At 74.9% G+C, this 22,797-nt stretch carries 22 protein-coding genes, 1 pseudogene and 1 riboswitch; of the genes and pseudogenes, 5 read left to right on the top strand and 18 right to left on the bottom strand.

Annotation, left to right across the window (positions count from 1 at the left end; genetic code table 11):
* Positions 1 to 35: 35 nt before the first annotated feature.
* The 5 genes from metX to ACI79W_RS19640 form a co-directional block, all read right to left on the bottom strand.
* Positions 36 to 1,112 (bottom strand): homoserine O-acetyltransferase MetX, encoded by a 1,077-nt coding sequence (gene metX / locus ACI79W_RS19660; RefSeq protein ID WP_456563768.1) that lies wholly within the window; start codon positions 1,110 to 1,112, stop codon positions 36 to 38.
* A gap of 1 nt (position 1,113) precedes the next feature.
* A complete protein-coding gene (locus tag ACI79W_RS19655; RefSeq protein ID WP_456563767.1) occupies positions 1,114 to 2,406 on the bottom strand; it encodes a bifunctional o-acetylhomoserine/o-acetylserine sulfhydrylase in 1,293 nt (430 codons plus the stop codon).
* A 43-nt stretch (positions 2,407 to 2,449) separates the two neighbouring features.
* Positions 2,450 to 2,565: riboswitch (SAM riboswitch) on the bottom strand.
* 89 nt (positions 2,566 to 2,654) lie between these two features.
* Positions 2,655 to 3,179, bottom strand: a complete 525-nt coding sequence (locus ACI79W_RS19650; RefSeq protein ID WP_456563766.1) for a hypothetical protein — start codon at positions 3,177 to 3,179, stop codon at positions 2,655 to 2,657.
* Positions 3,176 to 4,072, bottom strand: coding sequence for a mechanosensitive ion channel family protein (locus ACI79W_RS19645; RefSeq protein ID WP_456563765.1), 897 nt, complete (start codon positions 4,070 to 4,072; stop codon positions 3,176 to 3,178). Before ACI79W_RS19645 ends, ACI79W_RS19650 begins: the two co-directional genes overlap by 4 nt.
* Positions 4,073 to 4,229: 157 nt before the next feature.
* On the bottom strand, positions 4,230 to 5,015 hold the full coding sequence (locus tag ACI79W_RS19640; RefSeq protein WP_456563764.1) for a thioesterase family protein: 786 nt from the start codon (positions 5,013 to 5,015) through the stop codon (positions 4,230 to 4,232).
* A gap of 80 nt (positions 5,016 to 5,095) precedes the next feature.
* Here ACI79W_RS19640 and ACI79W_RS19635 point away from each other — a divergent pair, with 80 nt between their 5' ends.
* Complete coding sequence (locus ACI79W_RS19635; RefSeq protein ID WP_456563763.1) at positions 5,096 to 6,067, top strand: EamA family transporter; 972 nt, start codon at positions 5,096 to 5,098, stop codon at positions 6,065 to 6,067.
* Between the two features lie 27 nt (positions 6,068 to 6,094).
* On the opposite strand, the gene ACI79W_RS19630 is transcribed toward ACI79W_RS19635, so the two are convergent.
* The 7 genes from ACI79W_RS19630 to ACI79W_RS19600 all read right to left on the bottom strand — a co-directional run bounded on the left by ACI79W_RS19630 (position 6,095) and on the right by ACI79W_RS19600 (position 12,146).
* On the bottom strand, positions 6,095 to 7,108 hold the full coding sequence (locus tag ACI79W_RS19630) for an ABC transporter substrate-binding protein (RefSeq protein WP_456563762.1): 1,014 nt from the start codon (positions 7,106 to 7,108) through the stop codon (positions 6,095 to 6,097).
* An 88-nt stretch (positions 7,109 to 7,196) separates the two neighbouring features.
* Positions 7,197 to 8,042, bottom strand: a complete 846-nt coding sequence (locus tag ACI79W_RS19625; RefSeq protein ID WP_456563761.1) for an ABC transporter ATP-binding protein — start codon at positions 8,040 to 8,042, stop codon at positions 7,197 to 7,199.
* The gene (locus ACI79W_RS19620) at positions 8,039 to 9,139 is read right to left on the bottom strand and encodes a FecCD family ABC transporter permease (protein WP_456563760.1); all 1,101 of its coding nucleotides are present in this window, start codon (positions 9,137 to 9,139) and stop codon (positions 8,039 to 8,041) included. Before ACI79W_RS19620 ends, ACI79W_RS19625 begins: the two co-directional genes overlap by 4 nt.
* Positions 9,136 to 10,191 (bottom strand): FecCD family ABC transporter permease, encoded by a 1,056-nt coding sequence (locus ACI79W_RS19615; RefSeq protein ID WP_456563759.1) that lies wholly within the window; start codon positions 10,189 to 10,191, stop codon positions 9,136 to 9,138. Before ACI79W_RS19615 ends, ACI79W_RS19620 begins: the two co-directional genes overlap by 4 nt.
* Before the next feature lie 102 nt (positions 10,192 to 10,293).
* Complete coding sequence (locus ACI79W_RS19610) at positions 10,294 to 11,004, bottom strand: mycothiol-dependent nitroreductase Rv2466c family protein (RefSeq protein ID WP_456563758.1); 711 nt, start codon at positions 11,002 to 11,004, stop codon at positions 10,294 to 10,296.
* A 56-nt stretch (positions 11,005 to 11,060) separates the two neighbouring features.
* Positions 11,061 to 11,555, bottom strand: coding sequence for a glutathione peroxidase (locus tag ACI79W_RS19605; RefSeq protein ID WP_456563757.1), 495 nt, complete (start codon positions 11,553 to 11,555; stop codon positions 11,061 to 11,063).
* Between the two features lie 186 nt (positions 11,556 to 11,741).
* Positions 11,742 to 12,146 carry a DUF2237 family protein gene (locus ACI79W_RS19600; protein ID WP_456563756.1) on the bottom strand — a complete coding sequence of 135 codons (405 nt, stop codon included), beginning with the start codon at positions 12,144 to 12,146 and terminating at the stop codon, positions 11,742 to 11,744.
* Between the two features lie 55 nt (positions 12,147 to 12,201).
* Between ACI79W_RS19600 and ACI79W_RS19595 the strand changes: the two genes are divergently transcribed.
* Positions 12,202 to 14,178, top strand: coding sequence for an acetoacetate--CoA ligase (locus ACI79W_RS19595; RefSeq protein WP_456563755.1), 1,977 nt, complete (start codon positions 12,202 to 12,204; stop codon positions 14,176 to 14,178).
* A gap of 77 nt (positions 14,179 to 14,255) precedes the next feature.
* On the top strand, positions 14,256 to 15,515 hold the full coding sequence (locus ACI79W_RS19590) for an acyl-CoA dehydrogenase family protein (RefSeq protein ID WP_456563754.1): 1,260 nt from the start codon (positions 14,256 to 14,258) through the stop codon (positions 15,513 to 15,515).
* A gap of 101 nt (positions 15,516 to 15,616) precedes the next feature.
* Here ACI79W_RS19590 and ACI79W_RS19585 read toward each other — a convergent pair.
* The 6 genes and pseudogenes from ACI79W_RS19585 to ACI79W_RS19560 form a co-directional block, all read right to left on the bottom strand.
* A pseudogene (locus ACI79W_RS19585) lies at positions 15,617 to 15,808 on the bottom strand (MerR family transcriptional regulator); the annotation flags it as partial.
* Positions 15,809 to 15,842: 34 nt separating this feature from the next.
* Positions 15,843 to 16,970, bottom strand: a complete 1,128-nt coding sequence (locus tag ACI79W_RS19580; protein WP_456563753.1) for a hypothetical protein — start codon at positions 16,968 to 16,970, stop codon at positions 15,843 to 15,845.
* A 40-nt stretch (positions 16,971 to 17,010) separates the two neighbouring features.
* Positions 17,011 to 18,216 carry an MFS transporter gene (locus ACI79W_RS19575; RefSeq protein WP_456563752.1) on the bottom strand — a complete coding sequence of 402 codons (1,206 nt, stop codon included), beginning with the start codon at positions 18,214 to 18,216 and terminating at the stop codon, positions 17,011 to 17,013.
* Positions 18,217 to 18,303: 87 nt separating this feature from the next.
* On the bottom strand, positions 18,304 to 18,591 hold the full coding sequence (locus tag ACI79W_RS19570) for a hypothetical protein (protein WP_456563751.1): 288 nt from the start codon (positions 18,589 to 18,591) through the stop codon (positions 18,304 to 18,306).
* A 193-nt stretch (positions 18,592 to 18,784) separates the two neighbouring features.
* Positions 18,785 to 20,494 (bottom strand): glycoside hydrolase family 13 protein, encoded by a 1,710-nt coding sequence (locus ACI79W_RS19565; protein WP_456563750.1) that lies wholly within the window; start codon positions 20,492 to 20,494, stop codon positions 18,785 to 18,787.
* A gap of 37 nt (positions 20,495 to 20,531) precedes the next feature.
* On the bottom strand, positions 20,532 to 20,921 hold the full coding sequence (locus ACI79W_RS19560) for a VOC family protein (RefSeq protein ID WP_456563749.1): 390 nt from the start codon (positions 20,919 to 20,921) through the stop codon (positions 20,532 to 20,534).
* A 125-nt stretch (positions 20,922 to 21,046) separates the two neighbouring features.
* Between ACI79W_RS19560 and ACI79W_RS19555 the strand changes: the two genes are divergently transcribed.
* Together ACI79W_RS19555 and ACI79W_RS19550 are read left to right on the top strand one after the other, a co-directional pair.
* Complete coding sequence (locus ACI79W_RS19555; RefSeq protein WP_456563748.1) at positions 21,047 to 22,384, top strand: MFS transporter; 1,338 nt, start codon at positions 21,047 to 21,049, stop codon at positions 22,382 to 22,384.
* Positions 22,372 to 22,764 carry an FKBP-type peptidyl-prolyl cis-trans isomerase gene (locus tag ACI79W_RS19550; RefSeq protein WP_456563747.1) on the top strand — a complete coding sequence of 131 codons (393 nt, stop codon included), beginning with the start codon at positions 22,372 to 22,374 and terminating at the stop codon, positions 22,762 to 22,764. Before ACI79W_RS19555 ends, ACI79W_RS19550 begins: the two co-directional genes overlap by 13 nt.
* Positions 22,765 to 22,797 lie beyond the last annotated feature (33 nt).

Here is a 22,797-nt window from a genome sequence, read left to right as displayed (position 1 = left end):
ATCCTGACCCGGGGGTGCGACGGAACGGGTGCGCGTCAGCCCGCCATCAGCTCGCGCAGCAGCGCGTCGACCTCGGCGGTCTCGACGAGGAAGCCGTCGTGGCCGTAGGGCGAGCGGATCAGCCGCAGCGGGACGCCGAGCGCGTCGGCCACCCGCTGCTGCTGCTCGACCGGGTACAGCCGGTCGCTGTCCACGCCGGCGACGAGCGCGCGGGCCGTCACCCCGGCCAGCGCCGCCTCCACCCCGCCGCGGCCCCGGCCGACGTCCCAGGTGTTCATGGCCTGGGTGAGCACCACGTAGCTGCCGGCGTCGAAGCGCCCGGCGAGCTTGGCCCCGTGGTGCTGCAGGTAGGAGGCGACGGCGAAGCGGCCGTCCTCCTGCAGGCGGGTCCCGAACCGCGCCTCGAGCTCGCCCGCGCTGCGGTAGGTGAGGTGGGCGATCCGGCGGGCGACGTCGAGGCCCGCCACCGGCGGGTCGTCCAGCGGGTAATCGCCGTCGCGCCAGCGGGGGTCGGCCCGCACGGCGGCCTGCTGCGTGGTCTGCGTGCCGATCTGGTCGGCCGAGGCGACGGCGGTGGAGGCGAGGAAGAACAGCGCCCCCACCCGGCCGGGGAACCGGACCGCCCACTCCAGCGCCCGCATGCCGCCCATCGAGCCGCCGGCCACCGCGGCGAACCGCTGGACGCCCAGCGCGTCGGCGAGCGCCGCCTCGACGCGCACCTGGTCACCGACGGTGACCTCGGGGAAGCGCCCACCCCACGGCCGGCCGTCCGGTGCGGCCGTGGACGGCCCGGTCGTCCCCTGGCAGCCGCCGAGGACGTTCGCGCAGACGACGAAGAACCGGTCGGTGTCCAGGGCGGCGCCGGGACCGACCACGCCGCCCCACCAGCCCGGGGTCGGGTGACCGGGGCCGGCCGGGCCGACGACGTGGCTGTCGCCGGTGAGCGCGTGCTCGACCAGCACGGCGTTGCCGCCGTCCGCGGCGAGCGTCCCCCACGTCTCGTAGGCGACCCGGAGCCCGGGCAGGCTCCCGCCCCGCTCGAGCTCGAACGGGGCGGGCAGGTCGAGGAACCGCCGGTCGCCCGCCGGATCCCCCTCGACCCACCCGCCCACGTCAGGCGGACTTGGCGGCGCGGAACCCGGCCTCGAGGTCGGCGAGGATGTCCTCGATCCCCTCCAGGCCCACGGCCAGGCGCACCAGGCCCGGGGTGACGCCGGTGGTCAGCTGCTCCTCCGGGGTCAGCTGCGAGTGCGTCGTCGAGGCAGGGTGGATGACCAGGCTGCGCACGTCACCGATGTTGGCGACGTGGCTGTGCAGCTCGAGGGCCTCCACGAACCTCTTGCCGGCCTCCACGCCGCCGTGCAGCTCGAAGGTGAGGACGGCGCCGGCGCCCTTCGGCGCGTACTTCTGCTGCGCCGCGTGCCAAGGTGACGAGGGCAGGCCGGGGTAGTTGACCCGCTCGACGGCGTCGTGGGCCTCGAGGAACTCCGCCACCCGCTGGGCGTTCTGCACGTGCCGCTCCATGCGCAGCGACAGGGTCTCGATGCCCTGCACGACCAGGAAGGCGTTGAACGGCGAGACCGCGGGCCCCAGGTCGCGCAGCAGCTGCACCCGTGCCTTGAGCGCGAACGCCGGCGCGCCCAGGTCGGCGTAGACGACGCCGTGGTAGGTCGGGTCGGCCGTGGTGAACATCGGGTGCCGGCCGCCGGTCCAGTCGAACGAGCCGCCGTCGACGATCAGCCCGGCGATGACCGTGCCGTGCCCGCCCAGGTACTTGGTCGCCGAGTGGACGACGACGTCGGCGCCGTGCTCCAGGGGGCGCACCAGGTAGGGCGTGGCGATCGTGTTGTCCACGATCAGCGGCACCCCGTTGCGGTGGGCGACCCCGGCGACGGTCTCGATGTCGAGGACGTCGCCCTTGGGGTTGCCGATCGACTCGGCGAAGAACGCCCGGGTGTTCTCCTGCACCAGCGACTGCCAGTTCTCCGGGTCGTCGGGGTTCTCGACGAAGGAGACGGTGATGCCCATCTTCGGCAGCGAGTGGTGCAGCAGGTTGTACGTGCCGCCGTACAGCGAGGCGGAGGCGACGACGTGGTCGCCGGCCTCGGCGAGGTTGAGGATCGCGAGGGTCTCCGCGGCCTGGCCGGAGGCGACCGCGAGCGCGGCGACGCCGCCCTCGAGCGACGCGACGCGCTGCTCCAGCGCGTCCTGCGTCGGGTTCATGATCCGCGTGTAGATGTTTCCCATCTCCGCCAGCGCGAAGAGGTCGGCGGCGTGCTGGGTGTCGCGGAACTGGTAGGCGGTGGTCGCGTAGATCGGCAGCGCGCGGGCGCCGGTCGCCGGGTCGGGGCTCGTGCCGGCGTGGATCTGCCGGGTCTCGAAGCTCCAGCTCTGCGGGTCGGTCATGCGCCGTCTCCTTCGCTCGCGGGAGATCCCGCGGCGCACGGGAGCTCCGTCCTTGCCGGGGGCGGGACGCCGGCCGGCCGGCTCTTCCCCTGGAGCACCTCAGACGGAGTTGAGGTTGCCGGGCAGCCAGCCAGGTGCTTCGCGCTGCCTCTCAGGAGCCGACGCGATCGTAGGACGCCCACCCGGCCGCCGCACACCCGCCCCGGTCGGCCGGGCGGTGTCCCACGTGGAACACCGGCCCCACCGACCTAGGAGCCGGGCACCGTCTCCTCGCCCGTGCCGCCGGTCGGCGTCGGGGCGGTGGTCTCCGGCGCGGTGGTCGCGGTGCCGGTCCCGTCGTCCGGTGACGGGGAGCTGCTCGTCGCGGTGGTCGGCGAGGTGGGCCGGGTCGTCGGCGTGGGCTGCGGCGTCGTCGTCGCCGGCTCCTCGGTCGGCTCCGCCTCCTCCGTCTGCGTCGGCTCGGGCTGCGTCGGCTCCGTCTGCGCCGGCTCGGTCGTCCCGCTGACCTCCGCGGGGTCGTCCGTCCGGGCCTCGCGCGTCTCCGGCTTGACGTTGAGCCACAGCGCGAACACGGCGACGAAGAGCACGGCGAGCACGACGGTGGAGGTGCGGGCGCGGCCCAGCCGCCGGGGGATCGCCGCCCACCAGCCGTGCCGCGGCACCGGCGACGCGCCGTCGGCCGGCGAGCCGGGGGCGGCGGCGGGGGCCGTGCTGACGGTGGGCTCCTCGGAGGCCCGGGCGGTCGCGTCGCGACGCTCGTCGGGAGTGGTCACCGGGCCCCCTCCTGCACGGTGGTCGCGCCGTCCTGCGCCAGGAGCGCGGTCGTGGGCTGCGGCACCTGCATGCCCTGGTTGCGGAACGCCTGGACGATGCGGGCGCGCAGGTCGCGCCCGACCTCGAACTGCTTGCCGGGCAGCGTGCGCGCGACCACCCGGACGTTCACCTCGTCCAGCCCGAGGGTCTCGACGCCCATCACCGTGGGCGGGTCGAGCAGCAGCGGCCGCATGGCCGGGTCGCGGAACGCCTCCCTGCCCACGCCCCGCAGGATCTCGTTGGCCCGGGTGACGTCCACGCTGGTCGGCACGGGGACGTCGACGACGGCGCGCGCCCAGTCGCGGGAGAGGTTGACCACCTTGACGATCTGGCCGTTGGGCACGGTCACGACCTCGCCGTCGGGCGAGCGCACCCGCGTGACCCGCAGCGTGACGTCCTCGACGGTGCCGTTCGCCGGGTCCCCGCCGCCGACCACCTGGATGGAGACGACGTCGCCGAACCCGTACTGGCGCTCGGTGATGATGAAGAACCCGGCCAGCACGTCACCGACGATGCGCTGCGCGCCGAAGCCCAGGCCCACGCCCAGCACGGTCGCCGGTGCGACGAGGCCGGTCACCGGGATGCCGAGGCGGTCGAGGATGAAGAACACCGAGATCGAGTAGATGAGCACGACCAGCGCCCAGGTGAGCACCTGGGTCAGCGAGTGGCGGTGCTTGGCCGCCTCCGACCGGACCAGCGCGTCGCCGCCGGTGGAGTTGCGGTCGATCCGGTCGGTGATCTTGTCGCCGACCCAGCCCACGAACCGGGCCAGCAGGACCGAGCCGAGGATGATGAGCACGACCTCGAGACCTCGCCCGGACAGCCAGTCCAGCACGTCTCCCAGCGCGTCCACGCGGCAGCACTCCGATCGTCGGGGGAAGCGACCCTCCCACCTTGCGCACCGCCGGGCGACGATGCCAACCGGTCCCGCAGGGTACCGCCGCGGTGAGCGGCGTCCGCGCCGCTGACCTGCGGCGGGGCGGGCGCGGAGAGATCCCTCACGGGACGGCTCACCGCGGCTCGACGAACAGCGACTGGCTGGACCGGCCGATGGGTCCGTCGGCGTCGAAGAGGACGGCATGGCACTGCGCGGCGCCCGCGCCGCCGTGGACGGTGGTGGCGTCCATGCCCAGCCACTCCCCCCGCGGCGGTCGCTGCAGGGCGACGGTGAGGTCCACGTTGGCGAACGTCGCCGTCCGCCAGTCGAGGGTGGCCGAGATGCCGCTCGCGGCGTCGGTCATGACCAGCAGGTGCTCCAGCGGCGTCATCACCTCACCGGCGACGAGCGCGCACTCGGGGCGGGTCCACGCCGTGGCCGGGCCCGGCCCGTTGAACGACCCCGCGGCGAACCGCCAGTCCAGCGCCCGGTGGTAGGCAACCTCGCTGGTGAAGAAGGCCGCGCGCTCGGGGCGGCTCCCCTCCGGGCCGGCCGGCGCCGGGTGCGGCAGGGCGGTCGCGGGTGGGGCGTCGCCGCGGGTGCGCATCCGCCACGCGGACAGGCGCATGAGCGGCGGGCCCCCGGCGTCGAGGACCGCCTCGACCAGCTCGATCCGCCGGCCGGGCCGGACGACCGACGTGCGCACCCGCACGGGGCCGACCGGCACCGGCGCGAGGATGTCGTAGGCCATCCGGACGGTCTGCCCGCCCTCGATCGCGCCGGCCCGCTCGGCGGCGCGCAGCAGCAGCGCGGCGGGCGGGCCGGCGTGCTGGTAGCCGTTGTGCCACGGGCCGATGGTCAGGGCGGTGGCGGTGAAGCCGTCGCCGTCGGGCAGGTAGAGGGCCTCCGGAACGTCCACGGGCGAAGTCTGCCGCCCCGGGTCGCCGACCGGTCGGGCCGGTAGGTGTCTCGGCCGCCGACGCCCGCTACCGTGCGCCCGTGCCCCGCACCGCCCGCCCCGGCCTCGGATACGCCTTCACGCTGGGCGCGGCGGCCCTCTTCGCCGTCAACGGCACGGTGTCGACGCTCGCGCTCCAGGCCGGGATCCCGCCGACGCGGCTGACCGCGCTGCGCTGCACCGGCGCCGCGGTGGTGCTGCTGGCGGTGCTCGCGCTCGCCGCCCCGGGCCGGCTGCGGGTGCGGCTCCGCGAGCTCCCGCTGCTGGCCGTCTTCGGCGTCGTGGGCGTCGCGCTGACCCAGTTCCTGTACTACGTCGCCATCGGGCGGCTGCCGGTCGGCATCGCCCTGGTGTTCGAGATGACCGCGCCGGTCTTCATCGCGCTCTACGTCTGGCTGGTGCGCCGCCAGCGGGTGCGCAGCCGGCTGTGGGCGGCGCTGCTGCTGTCGCTGTCCGGGCTGGTGCTCGTCGCGCAGGTCTGGGAGGGCGGCGGCTCGCTGGACCCGCTGGGGGTGGCGGCGGCGCTGGCCGCGGCGCTGTGCCTGGCCACGTACTACCTGGTGGGCGAGCGCGGCACCGTGAGCCGCGACCCGGTCACCCTCACCTGCTGGAGCTTCGTGGCGGCGGCGCTGTTCTGGGCGGTCGCTGCGCCGTGGTGGCAGTTCGACGGCGGGGTGCTCGCCCAGCAGGTGCCGGTCTCGCTGGGCGACCTGCGGCTGCCGCTGTGGCTGCTCGTCGGGTGGATCGTGGTGCTCGGTGCGGCGGTCCCGTTCTGGCTGTCGGTCGCGGCGCTGCCGCACCTGGCCCCGACCACCGCCGGCCTGGTGGCGACGGTGGAGCCGGTGTTCGCCTCCGTCGTCGCCTGGCTGTGGGTGGAGCAGGTGCTCACCGGCTGGCAGGTCGCCGGCGGCGTCGTCGTCCTCACCGGGATCGCGCTGGCCCAGACCGCGCGCACCGGGCGGACGCCGTCGGCGCCCCCGGTGCCGGAGGCCCCGGCCCCGCTGTCGACGTGACGCGGGACCGGGGACCGGAGCAGCGCGCTAGGGGGTGACGTCCTCGGCGTCGGCGAGCCAGCCCGCCAGCTCGTCCATGTACTCCGCCTGCGCGACGTAGTCCATGCCGATGTACTTCCACGGGTGCACCTGGCCGGCCCGGACGGCGGGCAGCAGGCCGTAGGTGGGCTGCGTGGCCATCTCCTCGGGGGTCATGGCGCCGCGGAGCGAGTGCAGGAGGACGTCGCTGGGGTACTGAGGCACGTTCTCCCAGCTCGCCGTCTCCCAGTAGTAGCCGTCCCCGCCCGGGTCGACGAACCGGACGCCGAGGTCGGCGTACATGCGCAGGGAGGGCTCGTCCTGCGCCTTGGCCATGTAGAAGCCCTCGTCGGCGTAGGCGGCGACGGGCAGCACGGTGGCGCCGCCGGCCGCGGCCTCGGTGAGCGCCGCGGATGCCGCCTCGAACTCCTCGCGGGCCTGCGTCACCTCCTGGCCCTCCATGTCGGCGCCCAGCGCCTCGGCGAGCTCGGCGGTGCGGTCGATGACGTCGGCGGCCGACCCCTTCCAGGCGATGGCGATGATCGGCGCGATCTCGGCGACCTGCTCCTGCTGCTCCAGGCTCTCGAAGCCGTAGAGCGGCTGGGTCTCGTCGAGCGTCCCCTCGGAGTCGGTCGGGTAGACGGTGGTGACGATGACGTCCGGGGCGGCCGCGGCCAGCTGCTCCAGGTCGATCTGGCCGTAGCTCTCGCCGACGATCTCCACCTCGGAGAGGTCCTTGCCCTCGAAGGCGACGTCGTCGGCCGTGGAGGTCTGGCCGAAGGTGGCCACCGGCTCCACGCCGTAGTTCCACAGCGAGGAGACGACGTCGTTGAGGCCGGCGACGCGCGCGGGGGCGGCGTCGAGCTCGACGGTGCTGCCCAGGTCGTCGGTGAACTGCCAGACCTCCTGGGCGGCGGCCGGGGCGGTGCCCTCGGTGGCGGTGTCGTCGCCGCAGGCGCTGGCGCCGACGGTCACGCCCAGGGCCAGGAGGCCGCCCAGCAGGCGGCGAGAGGTGCGGTGCAACGGGACTCCCTCGGATGAGGGGATGCATGGTCATCCCCGGTCGGAGGAAGGTTAGCCTGCCCTAATCTGCACCGTCGAGACGGGCCGCTCAGCGCAGCCGGCGCACCGGGACGACCATCGGCGTCCCCGTGACCGGGTCGGCCAGCACCCGCGCCTCGAGGTCGAAGACGCCGGCGAGCAGTTCCGCCGTCAGCACCTCGTCGGGGGTGCCCGAGGCGACCAGCGCGCCGTCCTTCATCGCCACCAGCCGCTGGGCGTAGCGGGCGGCCAGGTTCAGGTCGTGCAGGACCACCACCACGGTGCGGCCGCGCTCGGCGTGCAGCCGGGCCACCAGGTCGAGCACGTCGATCTGGTGGGAGAGGTCGAGGTAGGTCGTCGGCTCGTCGAGCAGGAGCAGGTCGGTGCCCTGGGCCAGCGCCATCGAGATCCAGGCCCGCTGCCGCTGGCCGCCGGAGAGCGCGTCCACGGGCCGGCCCGCGAGGTCGGACATGTCCGTCCAGGCCAGCGCCTCGGCGACCACGGCCTCGTCGTCCCGGGACCACTGGCGCAACCAGCTCTGGTGCGGGTGCCGGCCCCGGGCGACGAGGTCGCCGACGGTCAGCCCTTCGGGCGCGACCGGCGTCTGCGGCAGCAGGCCCAGCACCTTGGCGACCTCCTTGGTGGGGGTGCGCGCGATGGCCCGCCCGTCCAGCAGCACCTGCCCGCTCGTCGGCCGCAGCAGCCGGCCGAGCGCGCGCAGCAGCGTGGACTTCCCGCAGCCGTTCGGGCCGACGATCGCGGTGAACGAGCCCTCGGTCAGCTCGAGGTCGAGGTCGTCGACGACCACCTGCTCGTCGTAGGCCAGCCGGACGTGCTCGGCGGCCAGCCGCACCCGGGGCGGCTCGGCTGGGTGGGCGGTGCGGCGCAGCGGTTCGGTGCCGATGTCGAGGGTCACAGCGTCGCTCGCCGCCTTCCACGGACCAGGAGCCAGAGCAGGTAGGGGGCGCCGATGACGGCGGTCAGGATGCCGACGGGCAGCGCCTGGGGCAGCGCGGTGCGGGTGACCAGGTCGGCGGCCACCACGAGCAGGGCACCGAGGACGCCCGACGCCAGCAGCGGCGGCCGGGACCCGCCGGTGAGCCGGACGGCGATCTGCGGGACCACGAGGGCGACGAAGGTGATCGGCCCGGCGGCCGAGACGGCGAACGCCACGAGGAACACGGCGAGCAGCACGACCGCCGCCTGCGCCCCGGCCACCCGCACGCCCAGCCCCCGGGCGGTGTCGTCGCCGAACTGGAGGGCGCCGAGCACGCGCCCGGCTGCGAGCGCGAGCGGCAGCAGCACCGCGACGGCGATGCCGAGCGGCAGGGCGTCGTCCCAGGTGCGGGCGTTGAGCGAACCGGTGATCCAGACGTACGCCGACGCGGCGTCGTGGATCTCGGCGTTGGTGAGCAGCCAGTCGGTGAGCGCGGTGCCGGCCGACCACAGGGCGATGCCGATGAGGACCAGGCGGTAGCCGTCGACCCCGGCCCGCCAGGTGAGCGCGAACAGCAGCACGCCGGTGACCAGCGCGCCCAGCAGGGCCGCCAGCGGGACGCCGAGCCCGCCGAGGACCGCCCCGGCCGAGGAGCCGCCGCTCAGCACGATGGCGGCCACGGCGCCCACGGAGGCCCCCATCGTGATGCCCAGGGTGTCGGGGGAGGCGAGCGGGTTGCGGGCGAAGGTCTGGAAGAGCGCGCCGGCGACGCCGAGGGCCAGCCCGACGAGCGCGCCGACCACCACCCGCGGCGCCCGGAGCTCCAGGACGATGAACGGCTGCGGCCCCTCGCCGAGGCCGACCAGCGTGCGCAGCACGTCGCCGACGCCGATCGGGAAGTCCCCGCGACCCATGCTGAGCGCGGCGGCCAGCACCAGCACGGCGAACCCGCCCACCGGCACGACCGCCTGCCGCCAGCGCAGCAGGCCCGACACCGGGCCCACCCGCAGCGCGCGCCCGTGCCGCGGCCGCGGCCGCGCCGGGGGCGACGGGTGGGCCGGGGCGTCGACGCTCACAGCCGCACCGTCCGGCTGCGGCGCACGAGCGCGATGAAGAAGGGCGCGCCGACGAGCGCGAGCACGATGCCGACCTGCAGCTCGCCGGGGCGGGCCAGGACGCGGCCGAGCACGTCGGCGACGAGCAGCAGCGCCGCACCGGCGAGCGCCGAGCAGGGGAGCAGCCACCGGTGGTCGGGGCCGGTCAGCGCGCGGACTGCGTGCGGCACGACCAGCCCCACGAAGGCGATCGGCCCGCAGGCGGCGGTGGCGGCCCCGCAGAGCAGGGTGATCGCGGCCAGGCCGACCGAGCGGGCCAGCCAGATGCGCTGGCCCAGCCCGCGGGCGACGTCCTCCCCGAGGCCGAGCAGGTTCAGCGCGGGGGCGTTGACCAGGGCCAGCAGGAGGCCGACGGCGAGGAAGGGGGCGACCTGGGCGGCGACGCCGGCGTCCCGCCCGGCCAGCGAGCCGACCATCCAGAACCGGAAGCTGTCCAGCGTCTGCTGGTCGCTGACCAGGACGGCTCGGACCAGGGCGTACATGAGCGCGGACAGCGCCGCCCCCGCGAGCGCGAGGGTGACCGGCGTCGCCCCGCCCCGCCCGGCGGAGCCGATCGCGTACACCAGCACGGTGCCGATCAGCGCCCCGGCGAAGGCGAACCAGACGTAGCCGGCAGGGGTGCCGACGCCCAGCAGGGTGATCGCCAGGACGACGGCGAGGCTCGCGCCGGCGGTCACACCGAGGAGCCCGGGGTCGCCGAGCGGGTTGCGGGTGTGGCCCTGCATCAGCGCCCCGGCCACGCCGAGCGCCGCCCCGACCATGAGGCCCAGCAGCGTGCGGGGGACGCGCAGCTGCCGGACGATCACCGCTTCCTCGCCGGGCAGGGAGGAGTCGAGCAGCGAGCGCCAGACCTCGGGGAGGCCGATGGGCCGGGTGCCGATCGCGATGCTGGCCAGCGCCACGGCGACGACGAGCACCAGGAGCAGGACGAGCGTGCCCAGCCGCCGGGCGCGCAACGGTGCTGCCGGTGGTCGTGCCGAGCCCCGGGCCGGGACGTCGACCGTGGTGGCCACGAGCAGCTCCCGGGACGGACGGCTTGGTCAGATAAGGCTTACCTTAGCCCGCTCGGCCGCTCCCGTCAGGGGCGTGCCGGGTCGGCCCGCCCGTCCCGGCGCTCAGCGCTTCTGCCGGCGGCTGCCCCCGTGCCAGTCCTCCTGCTGCCCGATCTCGCCGGGCTGCACGCCGAACGCGGGCAGCTGCGGGCGCTCGCGCAGGCTGCGCTTGAGCTCGGCGAACCCGGGGAACGAGGCCAGCCCGACGACGTGGTCCCAGAGCGCGACGGCCTCGTCCTCGGCCGGCAGCCGGCTGATGACCGGCCCGAAGAACGCGACGCCCTCCGGCGGCTGGAAGTGCAGGATCGGCGTCCCGACGTCCTTGCCGGCGAGGCCGAGCGCCTCGTCGGTCTCGGCCTGGATCTGGGCGTCGCGACCGCCGTCCTCCAGCGCGTCGGCGAGGTCTGCGGGGAGGCCCGCGTCGGCGAGCACCGGCGCGACGAACCCCGCCGTCCCCCGCTCCGCCCGGTCGCCCTCCGGGCCGCGCTCGAAGACGCGCTGCCCGCAGGCCTCGTAGAACCGGGCGACGCCCTCGTTCCCGTGCTGGTCCCGCACGTGGGCGGCCACGCGGAGCAGCCGCAGCCCGGCGGTGTGCCCGGCCTCGTACTCCGGCGGGAAGTGGGTGGCGTAGTCGACGTGCGCGTTGAGCAGCCGCAGCGAGATGAACCGCCACTCGACGGCGTACTCGCGCTGCGCGCTCACCTGCCGGACCCACTTGCTGGTCATCCAGGCGAACGGGCAGACCGGGTCGAACCAGAAGCGCAGATCGGCCATGGGGCGAACCTAGGCGCTCCCGGCCGACCCCGCCGGGCGACGCCGACCGCCAGGCGTCAGGCGGGGAGGACCGACTCGATCGCCGCGCGCACCTCGGGGGAGTCGGGCTCGGTGCGGGGCCGGAAGCGGGCGACGACCCGTCCGGTGCCGTCGACCACCCACTTCTCGAAGTTCCACTGCACCTCGCCCGCGGCGCCGTCGAGGTCGGGGACCGCGGTCAGCCGCTGGAAGAGCGGGTGCGCGCCCGGACCGTTGACCTCGACCTTCTCCGTCAGCGGGAAGGTGACGCCGTAGGTCGCGGAGCAGAACTGCTCGATCTCCTCGGCGGTGCCGGGCTCCTGGCCCATGAACTGGTTGCAGGGCACCCCGACGACGGTGAAGCCGCGCGGGCCGTACTCCTGGTGCAGCGTCTCCAGCGCGGTGTACTGCGGCGTGAGCCCGCACCTGCTGGCCACGTTCACCACGAGCGCCGGTGCCCCGCCGGTGAGCTCCCGCAGCGTGGTGGCGGCGCCCTGCAGCGTGGTCACGGGCGTGTCGAGGAGGTCGTCCATGCCGCGCGCAGCGCCTCCGGCCGGGCGTTCATTCCGGCCGGGTCCGCCTGCGGCGCCCGGCGTGGCGGGCAGCCCTCCCCGGGAGGTCCCGAGAAGTGGCTGCTGGTCGTCCCGGACGCCCGTGGCGCCGGCAACAGGAACAGCTGGATGCCCGGCGGCGGCAGGACCGGTGGCTGCGCGCGGCCCTCAGTCCAGGCTGCTGACGTCGTCGGGCACGTCGACGGCGTACCGGCGCAGCGCCTCCAGCGGCACCACCTCCAGGGCGCGGGCGTTCGTGGCGGCCAGCACCACTCCCGCCGCGGCCCCGGCCTGGTAGGCCTGCAGCCAGCGGGTGGCGACGACGCACCAGCGGTCGCCCGGCCGCAACCCCGGGAAGCCGTACTCCGGGCGCGGGGTGGAGAGGTCGTTGCCCAGCTCCCGCTGGAGCGCGAGGAACTCGGAGGAGACGACGGCGCAGACGGTGTGCGAACCGAGGTCCTCGGGTCCCGAGGTGCAGTGCCCGTCGCGGTAGAAGCCGGTCAGCGGGTCGGTCGAGCACGGCTCGAGCGGTCCACCGAGCACGTTCCGCTCGTCGGCGGGGTCGGGCACCACGGGCGCTCCTCGGGTGGGCGTGGTCGGCGGGCGCCCAGGATGGCATGGTGCGGGCGTGACCGAGACCACCGAGATCCTCTGGCGGCCCTCCGCCGCGTCGATCGCCGGCACCCGGATGGCCGCCTTCGCGACGGACGTGGCCGCCCGCCGGGGCGTGTCCTTCGGCGATCCCGTCGACTACGACGCCCTGTGGCGCTGGTCGGTGGAGCACCTCGACCAGTTCTGGGGTGACCTCGCGCGCTGGACCGGCGTGCTCGACGTCCCCGACGACCGGGTCCTCCCCTCCCGGGAGATGCCCGGCGCCGTCTGGTTCCCCGGCACGACGGTGAACTACGCCGAGCAGGTGTTCCGCCAGGCCGCCGACGACCGGCCGGCGCTGATCGCCGCCGCGGAGGACACCGAGCCCGTGGGGATCCGGTGGGCGGACCTGCGGGCCCAGGTGGGCGCGTTCGCCGCGACCCTGCGCCGGCTGGGCGTGCGCCCCGGTGACCGGGTGGCCGGCTACCTGCCCAACGTGCCCGAGACCGTCGTCGCCTTCCTGGGTGCGGCCGCGGTGGGGGCGGTGTGGTCCTCGTGCGCGCCGGACTTCGGCACCCGCGCCGTCCTCGACCGCTTCGCGCAGATCGAGCCGACCGTGCTGGTCGCCGTCGACGGGTACCGGTTCAACGGGCGCGCGCACGACCGGCGCGAGGTGGTGGCGCAGCTGCGGGAGGCGCTGCCGACGGTGCGGACGACGGTCGCCGTCCCGCGGCTCTTCCCCGACGAGGTGCCTGACGGCGCCCTGGCCTGGGCCGACGCCGTCGCCGGCGAGCAGGACCCGGTGTTCGAACCGACGCCGTTCGACCACCCGCTGTGGATCGTCTACTCGTCGGGCACCACCGGCCTGCCCAAGGGGATCGTGCACGGGCACGGCGGGGTGGTGCTGGAGCAGCTGAAGTCCGGCCGGCTGCACCAGGACCTCCGCCCCGGCGACCGCTTCTACTGGTACACCTCGACGGCCTGGATGATGTGGAACGTGGTCGTGTCCTCCCTGCTCTCGGGGGCGACGGCGGTCCTGCACGACGGCGCGCCGGCGTACCCGACCGTGGACGCGCAGTTCGCGCTCGCCGCCCGGCTGGGCACCACCGTCCTGGGCACCAGCCCCGGCTACCTGGCCGCCTGCCAGAAGGCCGGCGTCCGGCCCGGTGAGGACCACGACCTCTCGGCGCTGCGCGTGCTGGCGAGCACCGGGTCGCCGCTGCCCGCGTCCTCGTACCACTGGGTCTACGACGCCGTGGGCACCGACCTGCAGCTGACGTCGGCGTCCGGCGGAACCGACGTCGTCACCGGCTTCATCGGCAGCTCGCCGCTGCTCCCGGTGACGGCGGGGGAGCTGCAGCGGCCCAACCTGGGCGTCGCGGTGGCGTCGTGGAACGAGCAGGGCGAGCCCGTGGTGGGCGAGCTCGGCGAGCTGGTGGTCACCGAGCCGATGCCCTCGATGCCCCTGTACTTCTGGAACGACCCGGACGGCGCCCGCTACCGCGCGGCCTACTTCGAGCCGTGGCCGGGGGTGTGGCGGCACGGCGACTGGCTGGAGATCACCGAGCGCGGCACCTGCATCATCACCGGCCGGTCGGACTCCACGCTCAACCGCGGCGGCGTGCGGATGGGCACCGCCGACATCTACGCCGCCGTCGAGGCCTTCCCGGAGGTGGTGGACTGCGTCGTCCTCGGCGTGGAGCTGCCCGAGGGCGGCTACTGGATGCCGTTGTTCGTGCAGCTGGCGCCCGGGACGGAGCTCACGGAGGACCTGGTCGGGCGGCTGCGCTCGGCCATCCGGGAGCAGGCCAGCCCGCGGCACGTGCCGGACGAGGTGATCGCCGTCCCCGGGGTGCCGCACACCCGCACCGGCAAGCGGCTGGAGGTGCCGCTCAAGCGGCTCTTCCAGGGCGTCGACCCGGCGAAGGCGGTCAACACCGGCACCGTGGACGACGCCTCACTGGTCGAGCACTACGTCGAGCTGGCCCGGCAGCGAGGCGCGGCGGCCGAGTGAGACCGGTCACCTCCGCGGGTGGCGGCCGCGCCCCAGGGGAACAGGGCGTGATCATCCACTGACCGAGGAGGGCGACAGTGCCGTCGACCGAGACCGACATCCTCGAGCCGCAGCCGCCGGTCCTGCTGCCCCCGTGGCACACCCCCGAGCGGGAGGCGCTGCAGGAGCAGGCGCGCCGGTTCGCGATGGAGGAGGTGCTGCCGGTCGCGGACGAGCTCGACCCGCAGAAGGGCCTCATCCCGGCGTCCCTGCTCGCCCGTCTCGCCGAGCTCGGCTACTTCGGCATCACCGTGCCCGCCGAGCAGGGCGGGCTGGGGCTCGGCGTCTTCGAGTACTGCATGGTCAGCGAGGAGCTGGCCCGTGCCTGGATGTCGACGGCCAGCATCCTGGCCCGCTCCCAGGGCCTGGGGACGGCGGTGCCCGACGCCGGCCGCCGGCACGAGCTCATGGCCCGCAGCGCCCGCGGCGAGTGGATCGGCGCCATCGCCCTCTCCGAACCCGACGCCGGCTCCGACCTGGCCGGCATCTCCACCCGGGCGGTGCTCGACGGCGACGAGTGGGTCGTCACCGGGCGCAAGCGGTGGTGCGGCAACGCCGAGGCCGCGGACTTCATCCAGGTGCTGGTGCGCGAGCGCGACCCGGAGCCGGGGGAGTCGCGCTCGGCCGGGCTGCTCAACCTGCTGCTGGAGAAGGAGCGCGGTGAGTTCCCCGAGGGGCTCACCGGCTCCCCGATCGACAAGATCGGCTACCACGGCTTCCTCACCTGGGACCTCACCTTCGACGGCGTCCGCATACCGAGGGACAACGTCATCGACCAGGCCAAGGCCGCCCGCGAGGACAGCGACGCCGAGGGCGAGGAGGCCAAGCAGGCGGGGTTCGCCGAGGCGCAGAAGTTCCTCAACACCGCCCGGGTGCACACCGCGGCGCGGGCGGTCGGGCTGGCGCGGGCCGCGTGGGAGGACTCGATCCGCTACCTGCAGGAGCGCGAGCAGTTCGGCCACCCGATCGGCGACTTCCAGGCGCTGCGGTTCGCCGTCGCGGAGATGGCGTCGCAGATCGAGCAGTCGCGGGCGTTCTACCGGCAGGTCGCCCACCTGCTCGACCTCGGGATGCCGGTCGCCAAGGAGGCGTCGATGGTGAAGCTCGAGGCCACCGAGATGTCGGTGCGGGTGACCAACCAGGCCATGCAGCTCCACGGCGGCAACGGCTACACCACCGAGCGGCAGGTCGAGCGGCACTGGCGGGACGCCCGGCTGACCACGATCTTCGAGGGCACCAGCGAGATCCAGAAGCGGATCATCAGCGACCGCCTGCTGCCCCGTTCGCCCCTGGGCTGAGGCACCGCTGTGCGCTGGCCGGGGCCATCGCGGCCCGCGTGACCCCGACCAGCGCACGACGGCGGCGGCTCAGTCGACCGCGACGGGGCTGCGGACAGCAGCATGCCCACCCGCCGGAGCCGGGCCACCAGCCGGGCGACGACGACCTGCTCGTCGCCGTACCAGCGGTAACCGTTCCACGGGTCCACGTGTGCGGGCACGAGCACCCCGGCGCCGTCGTGGAACCGCAGCGCGCTCACCGTCAGGCCCGAGTCGCGGGCCAGCCGGCCGATCCCACGCCGGGGTCCCTCCACGGGGGCGACCGTCGGGCCCCGACCGGGTCGAGGGTCACGCGTCACGCGTCTCCGGGTGCTGGCCGGCTCGCGGGCGCACGGCGTCCAGCGAGCGGCGGACGTTGGCGACGATGTTCCCGGCCTCGAACAGGTCGTCGTCGGTGGTGGTCCGCGCGCGGCGCAGCTCGGTGGCGAAGGCGGCGACGGCGCGGTCGGCCCGGCGGACCACCTCCGGGTCGGCGGCCGCCCCCTCGACCGAGCGGAGGACCTCGGCCAGCTCGGCCAGCGCCGTGGACGCCGAGGGGCGCAGCGTCGGCCCGAGCGCGACCCGCTCGTTCTCCGCGATCTCGGTCTCGGCGATGACCAGTGTGAGGTCCTCGACCAGGAGGGTGAGCCGCTCGAGCGCCCGGGCCTGCTCGTACAGCCGGTCGGCGGCCCGCCGGTAACGGGCGGCCCGGCGGTTGCCGCGTCGCGCCTCGTCGGTCTCCTGGACCGCCGCCCGCATCTGGGCCAGCAGCGGGTCGATGGTGCGCATGCGCCCGCGCCACTCGTCCTGCGTGGGCGGGTGCTCCTGGCGCAGCCCGTCGGCGAGATCGTCCAGCTGCCCGGCGAGCGTCTCGCGCAGCTCCCCGAGCGTGGCGTCGGCGGGGGCGAGCGGCAGCGGTGGGAACGCCGCGGCCACGAGGATGCCGACGAGCGCGCCGGCGAAGGTCAGGCCGGCGAAGGCGAGGACGTAGCCGGTGGGGTTCTCCTGCCCCAGCACGAGCACGAAGAGCGCCGAGGTGGGCAGCCAGCTGCTGCTGCTGCCCAGCCGCCGCCAGCCGGCCAGCAGCACGCCGGCGGCCACCACCAGCGCCAGGGCCAGCAGTTGCGGGTCGACGAGGGTCTCACCGGCGAGCGCGACCGCGGCGCCCAGGGCGATCGAGGCCACGGTCTGCAGGGATCCCCGCACCGAGCTGGCCAGCGTGGACGCCGTCGTCGCGACGACCGCCCCGAGCGGCGCGTAGTACGGGTAGTCCGCGAACGGCCCGGGGGCCAGCTGGGCCAGCGCCCAGGCCACCGTCGCCGCCACGGCGGCCCGGACGGCGAGGCCGATCCGAGGGTGGCGCGCCCAGGTGCGCCGGACCGCCCCGGGCCGGCGGGGCCGGCGGCTCGGGGCGGTGCCGTCCCGCAACGTCCTCATCCCGCCCCCGTGGCTCGCCCGACCTGGCATTGCACCACGGTCAGGCCGTGACGGGCACGTCGTCGTCGGCGTGCGCGATGTGGGCGAGCTGCCGCCAGAGGAGCACGAGGATCACCGCCGATCCCGCGAAGGCGAACCAGAACGGGCCGGTGATGCCCCAGGCCCGGGCGATGAGCCCGCCCGCCGCCTGTCCCACGACGATCCCGCCGAAGACCCCGAGGTAGTAGAGGCTGCCCACCCGCCCCTGCAGGTGCGCGGGGACGGCGCGCATGCGGACGGTGCGCGACGTCGTCCCCCACACGAACGCGTGCGCCCCGAAGACGAACAGGATCGCCGCCGCCACCCAGGGGGTGGTGGTCAGCGCGAGTCCGAGGTGGGTGACAGTCTCGATGACCAGGCCGATGCGCATCAGCAGGGCCAGGCTCGCGTGCCGGGCCAGCCAGTCGTAGGACACCGTGCCCAGCAGGCCGCCCACCGCCGTGACCGTGGTGAGCAACCCGAACCCGATCGCGCCGAGAGACAGCCGGTCGGTCGCGTAGAGCACCAGCACCGACCAGGCGGCCCCGTAGGTGACGTTGAAGGCGACGATCGTGGTCGTCAGCGTCCGCACCGCGTGGTTGCCCCAGGTCCAGCGCAGCCCTTCGACGATCTCCCGACCGACGTGCCGCTCGCCCGGGGCGCGGGGGAGCGGCGGCAATGCCATGCGCAGGAGCAGCAGCGCGCCGAGCGCCACGCACAGCGCCTGCACCAGGAACGGCCAGGCCGAGCCCGCCGCGAACAGCAGCGCGCCCAGAGCCGGGCCGGCCATCTGGTTCATGGTCAGCGCCCCGGCCATCAGCCGGGCGTTGCCGGTGCCGAGGTCGGCCCGGCCGACGACCATCGGCAGCAGCGTCCCGGAGGTGGTGTCGGCGAAGACCTCTGCGGTGCCCAGCAGGAACATCGCGGCCAGCACCACCTCGACGGTCACCTGCCCGGTGACGAGGGCGAGGGTCAGGATTCCGAGGACGACGGCGCGCGCAGCGTCGACGGCGATGACCAGCCGCCGGCGGTCGACCCGGTCGGCCAGCACCCCGGCGTAGAGGCCGAAGAGCAGCCAGGGCAGCCGCTGCATGAGGGCGGCGAGCGCGACGAGGAACGGGTCGCTGGTCTGCGCGGCCACCAGCAGCGGCCCGGCGGCCAGCGCGATGCCGTCGCCGAGGTTGGTCACCCAGGAGGAGCCGACCAGCCAGCGGAAGGGCGTCCCCATGCGCGCCGGGAGCACTGCTTCGACGACCCGGCCCACGAGGAGGGGAGCTTAGGCCTCGCGCGGACCGGTGCCGTCCCGCCGGTCGGGTCAGCGGGGGGCGATCTGCTCGGCGTTGCGCTCCAGGACGGCGTCGACCCAGAAGCGCAGGTCCTCGTCCGCGGCGACCGCCTGCTCGTCGACGGCGACCCACCCCTCGCCCATCGACCGGCCCGCGCCCATCTCCGCCCGGCGGGTCCCGGCCACCCCGAGGTACATCTCCACCTCGCGGACGGCCTTCTCCCCGGGGAGGGCCCGGCGGACGCGGTCTGCGAGTGCGGCGTCGTAGGCCGTGCGCGGTCCTCTCGTCGGGGGCGTCGGCGTAGGGGCTGCGGTCACCGCCGGGCGATCCGCGCTCCTCCTCCACGCGCTGCACAGGCTTCTGCGTCGCCTGCTGCTCGGAGGTCAGGCCCGACAGCAGCGCGGCCAGCCCCCGGCGCTCGTCGGCGATCTCCGCGAAGGTGTCCACGCGGTGGCGAGCAGGTCGGCCGCGGCCGCCAGGTGGCCGATCGCGGGCTTGCCGCGCCGCCGGTCACGGCAGGCGCAGGACGCGGGCCTCCCAGGGGCGCAGCTCGGCGGGGTCCTCGTCGGGGAGGTTGCCCAGCACCAGCTCCGCGGCCGGCGCCTCGGGTAGCAGCTCGGCCAGCCGGTACGGCGTCCGCGAGAGGTTGCAGACGACGAGCAGCTCCCGCCCGTCCAGCGAGCGGGTGAACGCGTACACCTCGTCGTGGTCGGGCAGCAGCATGGTGAAGTCGCCCAGCGCCACGACGTCGTCGCTGTGGCGCAGCTCGATCAGCCGCCGGTGGTGGGCCAGCACCGAGGTCTCGTCGTCCCGCTGCGCGGCGACGTTCCACTCGACGTGGTCGGGGTTGACCGCCAGCCACGGCGTCCCGGTCGTGAACCCGGCGTTCGGCGAGCCGTCCCACTGCACCGGGGTGCGGGCGTTGTCCCGGCTCATCGCCCGGAGCGAACCGAGCACCGAGGCGGCATCCTGGCCCGCCGACACCGCCTGCACGTGGTGGTTGAGCGACTCGACGTCCCGGAACTCCTCCAGGGAGGAGAACGGGTAGTTCGCCATCCCGATCTCCTCGCCCTGGTAGACGTAGGGCGTCCCGCGATGCAGGTGCAGCAGCGTGGCCAGGCAGGTGGCCGAGTCACGCCGGTACTCCGGGGAGTCGTCGCCGAAGCGGGAGACCGCGCGCGGCTGGTCGTGGTTGTCCCAGTAGAGGGAGTTCCAGCCGACGTCGGCCAGCCCCGCCTGCCAGCGCCCGAACGACGCCTTCAGGTCGCGCATACGCAGCGGGTGGACGTCCCACTTCGACGTCCCCTGGTCCAGCCCGACGTGCTCGAACTGGAAGACCATGTCCACCTCGCCGCGGGCGGGGTCGGTGAACAGCCGGGCCTGCTCCACGGTGACGCCGGGCATCTCGCCGACGGTCAGGAAGGCGCCGTCGCGCCCGGCGAACACCTCGCGGTGCATCTCCTGCAGGAACTCGTGGATCCGTGGCCCGCACAGGTAGGACGCCGAGCCGTCGCCGAGCGAGGAACCGGGTAGCGGTGGCCCGTCGTGCAGCTCGCCGGCCGGGCCGACGTCCTTGCTGATCATGTTGATGACGTCCATGCGGAAGCCGTCGACCCCGCGGTCGAGCCACCAGCGCATCATCGCGTGGACCGCCTGCCGGACCTCGGGGTTCTCCCAGTTCAGGTCGGGCTGCCGGCGGTCGAACAGGTGCAGGTAGTACTCGCCCGAGGCCTCGTCGAGCTCCCAGGTCGGACCGGAGAAGAACGACTGCCAGTTCGTCGGCTCCGCGCCCGGGGTCCCGGCGGCCATCCCCTCCCGCGGGGGGCGCCACCAGTACCAGTCGCGCTTGGCGTTGTGCTTCGACGACCGCGACTCCAGGAACCACGGGTGCTGGTCGCTGGTGTGGTTGACCACCAGGTCCATCAGCAGCTTCATCCCGCGGGCGTGCAGGGCGGTGATCAGCTCGTCGAGCTGCCCCAGCGAGCCGAAGAGCGGGTCGATGTCCTGGTAGTCGCTGATGTCGTAGCCGTTGTCGGCCTGCGGCGAGGGGTAGACCGGCGAGAGCCACAGGACGTCGACGCCGAGGTCGGCCAGGTGGTCCAGGTGCAGCAGCACGCCGCCGAGGTCGCCGATCCCGTCGCCGTCGGAGTCCATGAACGAGCGCGGGTAGACCTGGTAGACGACGGCACGGGTCCACCACGGGGGCTGCTCGGCAGTCATGCGCCCAGCCCAGCACGCCCGGCGGCGCGCCGCACGGTCAGGCCGGCGGCGCCCCGTGGTGCACCGCCTCCACGTTGTTGCCGTCGGGGTCGCGCAGGAAGACGCCGTAGTAGCCCGGGTGGTACTCGGGCCACACCCGCGGCTCGTGCAGGATCTCCGCGCCGGCCTCGCGCGCGGCGGCGAAGACCGCGTCGACGGCCTCGCGGGACGGGGCGGCCAGGGCCAGGTGCACCGGGCGGTGACCGGTGTCCTCGGCCGGGCTGGTCCACAGCTGCGGCTGCCCGCCGGGCCCGCAGAGCCCGATCACCGGCCCGCGCGGGGTGTCGATGCGCATCGCCTCGCGGACGCCGCAGGCGGCGAGGACTCGCTGGTAGAAGGCCGCCGCCGCCTCGGCGTCGGCGCACTGCAGACCCAGGTGGTCGATCATGGCGCGGACCGTAGCGGCGGGGGCCGACGATGTGGACCACTCGGTTCCGCCCTCCGGGAAACCGCGTGCGTGCAGTCGTACCCCTGGCCCAGGATGGGCGCGCCGACCGGCCACGGAGGAGATCGATGACGCTGCCACGCGCCCTGGCGCCGTTGCGGCACCGCTCCTACCGGCTGCTCGCGGCGGCGATGGCGCTCTCGCTGCTCACCCAGGGGTTGTGGGCGATCGCCATGGTGTGGCAGGTCGTCGCGCTCGGCGGCGGCCCCGGCGGGCTGTCGCTCGTCGCCGCGCTGAGCTCCGGCGGCATGCTGGTGATGACCCTGCTCGGCGGGGCGCTGGCCGACCGGGTGCCGCAGCGCCACCTGCTGCTCCTCGTGGCGGTGCTGCAGGGGGGCGCCACCTCCGTGGCCGCGGGCCTCTCGCTCACCGGTGTGCTCGAGCTCTGGCACCTCGCCGTGGTCGCCCTGGTCGACGGCGCGGCGCTCGGGCTGTTCTACCCCGCGTACTCCGCGCTCGTGCCGGCGCTGGTCCCCGAGGGCGACCTGCTGGCGGTCAACGGGCTGGAGGGGGCGGTGCGCCCGGTGCTCGGCCAGGCAGCGGGCCCGGCGGCCGCCGGGTTCCTCGTCGCGGTGTGGTCGCCCGGCGCAGCGATGGCCGGCACCGCCGTGACGGCGTTCCTCGCGGCAGGATTCCTGCTCGCGCTGCCGCTGACGCCGGTGCGCCGGGAGCACGGCGAGGGCGTACCGCCGGGCCTCGTCGCCGACGTCCGGGAGGGCGTCCGCTACGTCGTCGCGACGCCGTGGCTGCTGGCCACCCTGCTGTTCGCCGCCTTCATGCTGCTGGCCTTCATCGGGCCGTTCGAGGTGCTCGTCCCGTTCGCGATCGAGGACGCCGGCGGCGGTGCGAGCCAGCACGCGTGGGTGCTGGCCGCCTTCGGGCTGGGCGGCGCGCTGGGCTCGCTGCTGGTCGCCTCGTGGCGGCTGCCGCGCCGCTACCTCACGGTGATGAACCTGCTGTGGGGCTTCGGCTGCGTGCCGCTGGTCGTCTTCGGGTTCACCACCGACCTCGGGGTCATGCTCGCCGCGGCCGCCGTCGTGGGCGCGACCTCCCAAGCGGGCATGGTGATCTGGGGGACGCTGCTGCAGCGCCGGGTGCCGCCGGCCCTGCTCGGCCGCGTGTCGAGCCTCGACTTCTTCGTCTCGCTGAGCCTGATGCCGCTGTCGATGGCGCTCGCGGCGCCGCTCGGCGAGCTGGTCGGTCGGTCCGGGGCCTTCCTGGTCGCCGGCCTGGCCCCGCCGCTGTTCGCCGTCGTCGCCATCTGGGCCGCGCGGCTGCCCGCCGACGAGCTCGCCCACCCGCTGGACGTCGGCCGGCCCGAGCCGGAGCCGCCGAGCGCTGCTTGGATGGGTGGCGACGGCGCCGGGAGAGCCCCGGTGCGGGAGGGAGAACCGTGGCTGAGCTGACCCGACCCGAGGTCGAGCCGCCGACCGGGCCGGCCCCCGACGACCTGGTGATCGAGGACCTCGTCGTCGGCGACGGCCAGGAGGCCAAGGCCGGTGACCTGGTCAGCACCCACTACGTGGGCGTCACCCACGAGGGCGGCGAGCAGTTCGACGCCTCCTGGGACCGCGGTGACCCGCTGGAGTTCCGGGTCGGCGTCGGCATGGTCATCCAGGGCTGGGACGAGGGCATCGTCGGCATGAAGGTCGGCGGCCGCCGCCGGCTGACCATCCCGGCGCACAAGGCCTACGGCGACCGCGGCGCCGGCGGCGTCATCAAGCCGGGCGCGACGCTGGTCTTCGTCGTCGACCTCGTCGGCGTCCGCTCCTTCACCGGGGGGTGATCCCCGGCGAGGCCGCCCGGCGCATGCGCCGGG

The sequence above is a fragment of the Blastococcus sp. SYSU DS0533 genome (assembly GCF_054050775.1).
Note: the sequence above shows the minus strand (reverse complement) of the source record. Positions and strands in the feature narration are given on the sequence as shown.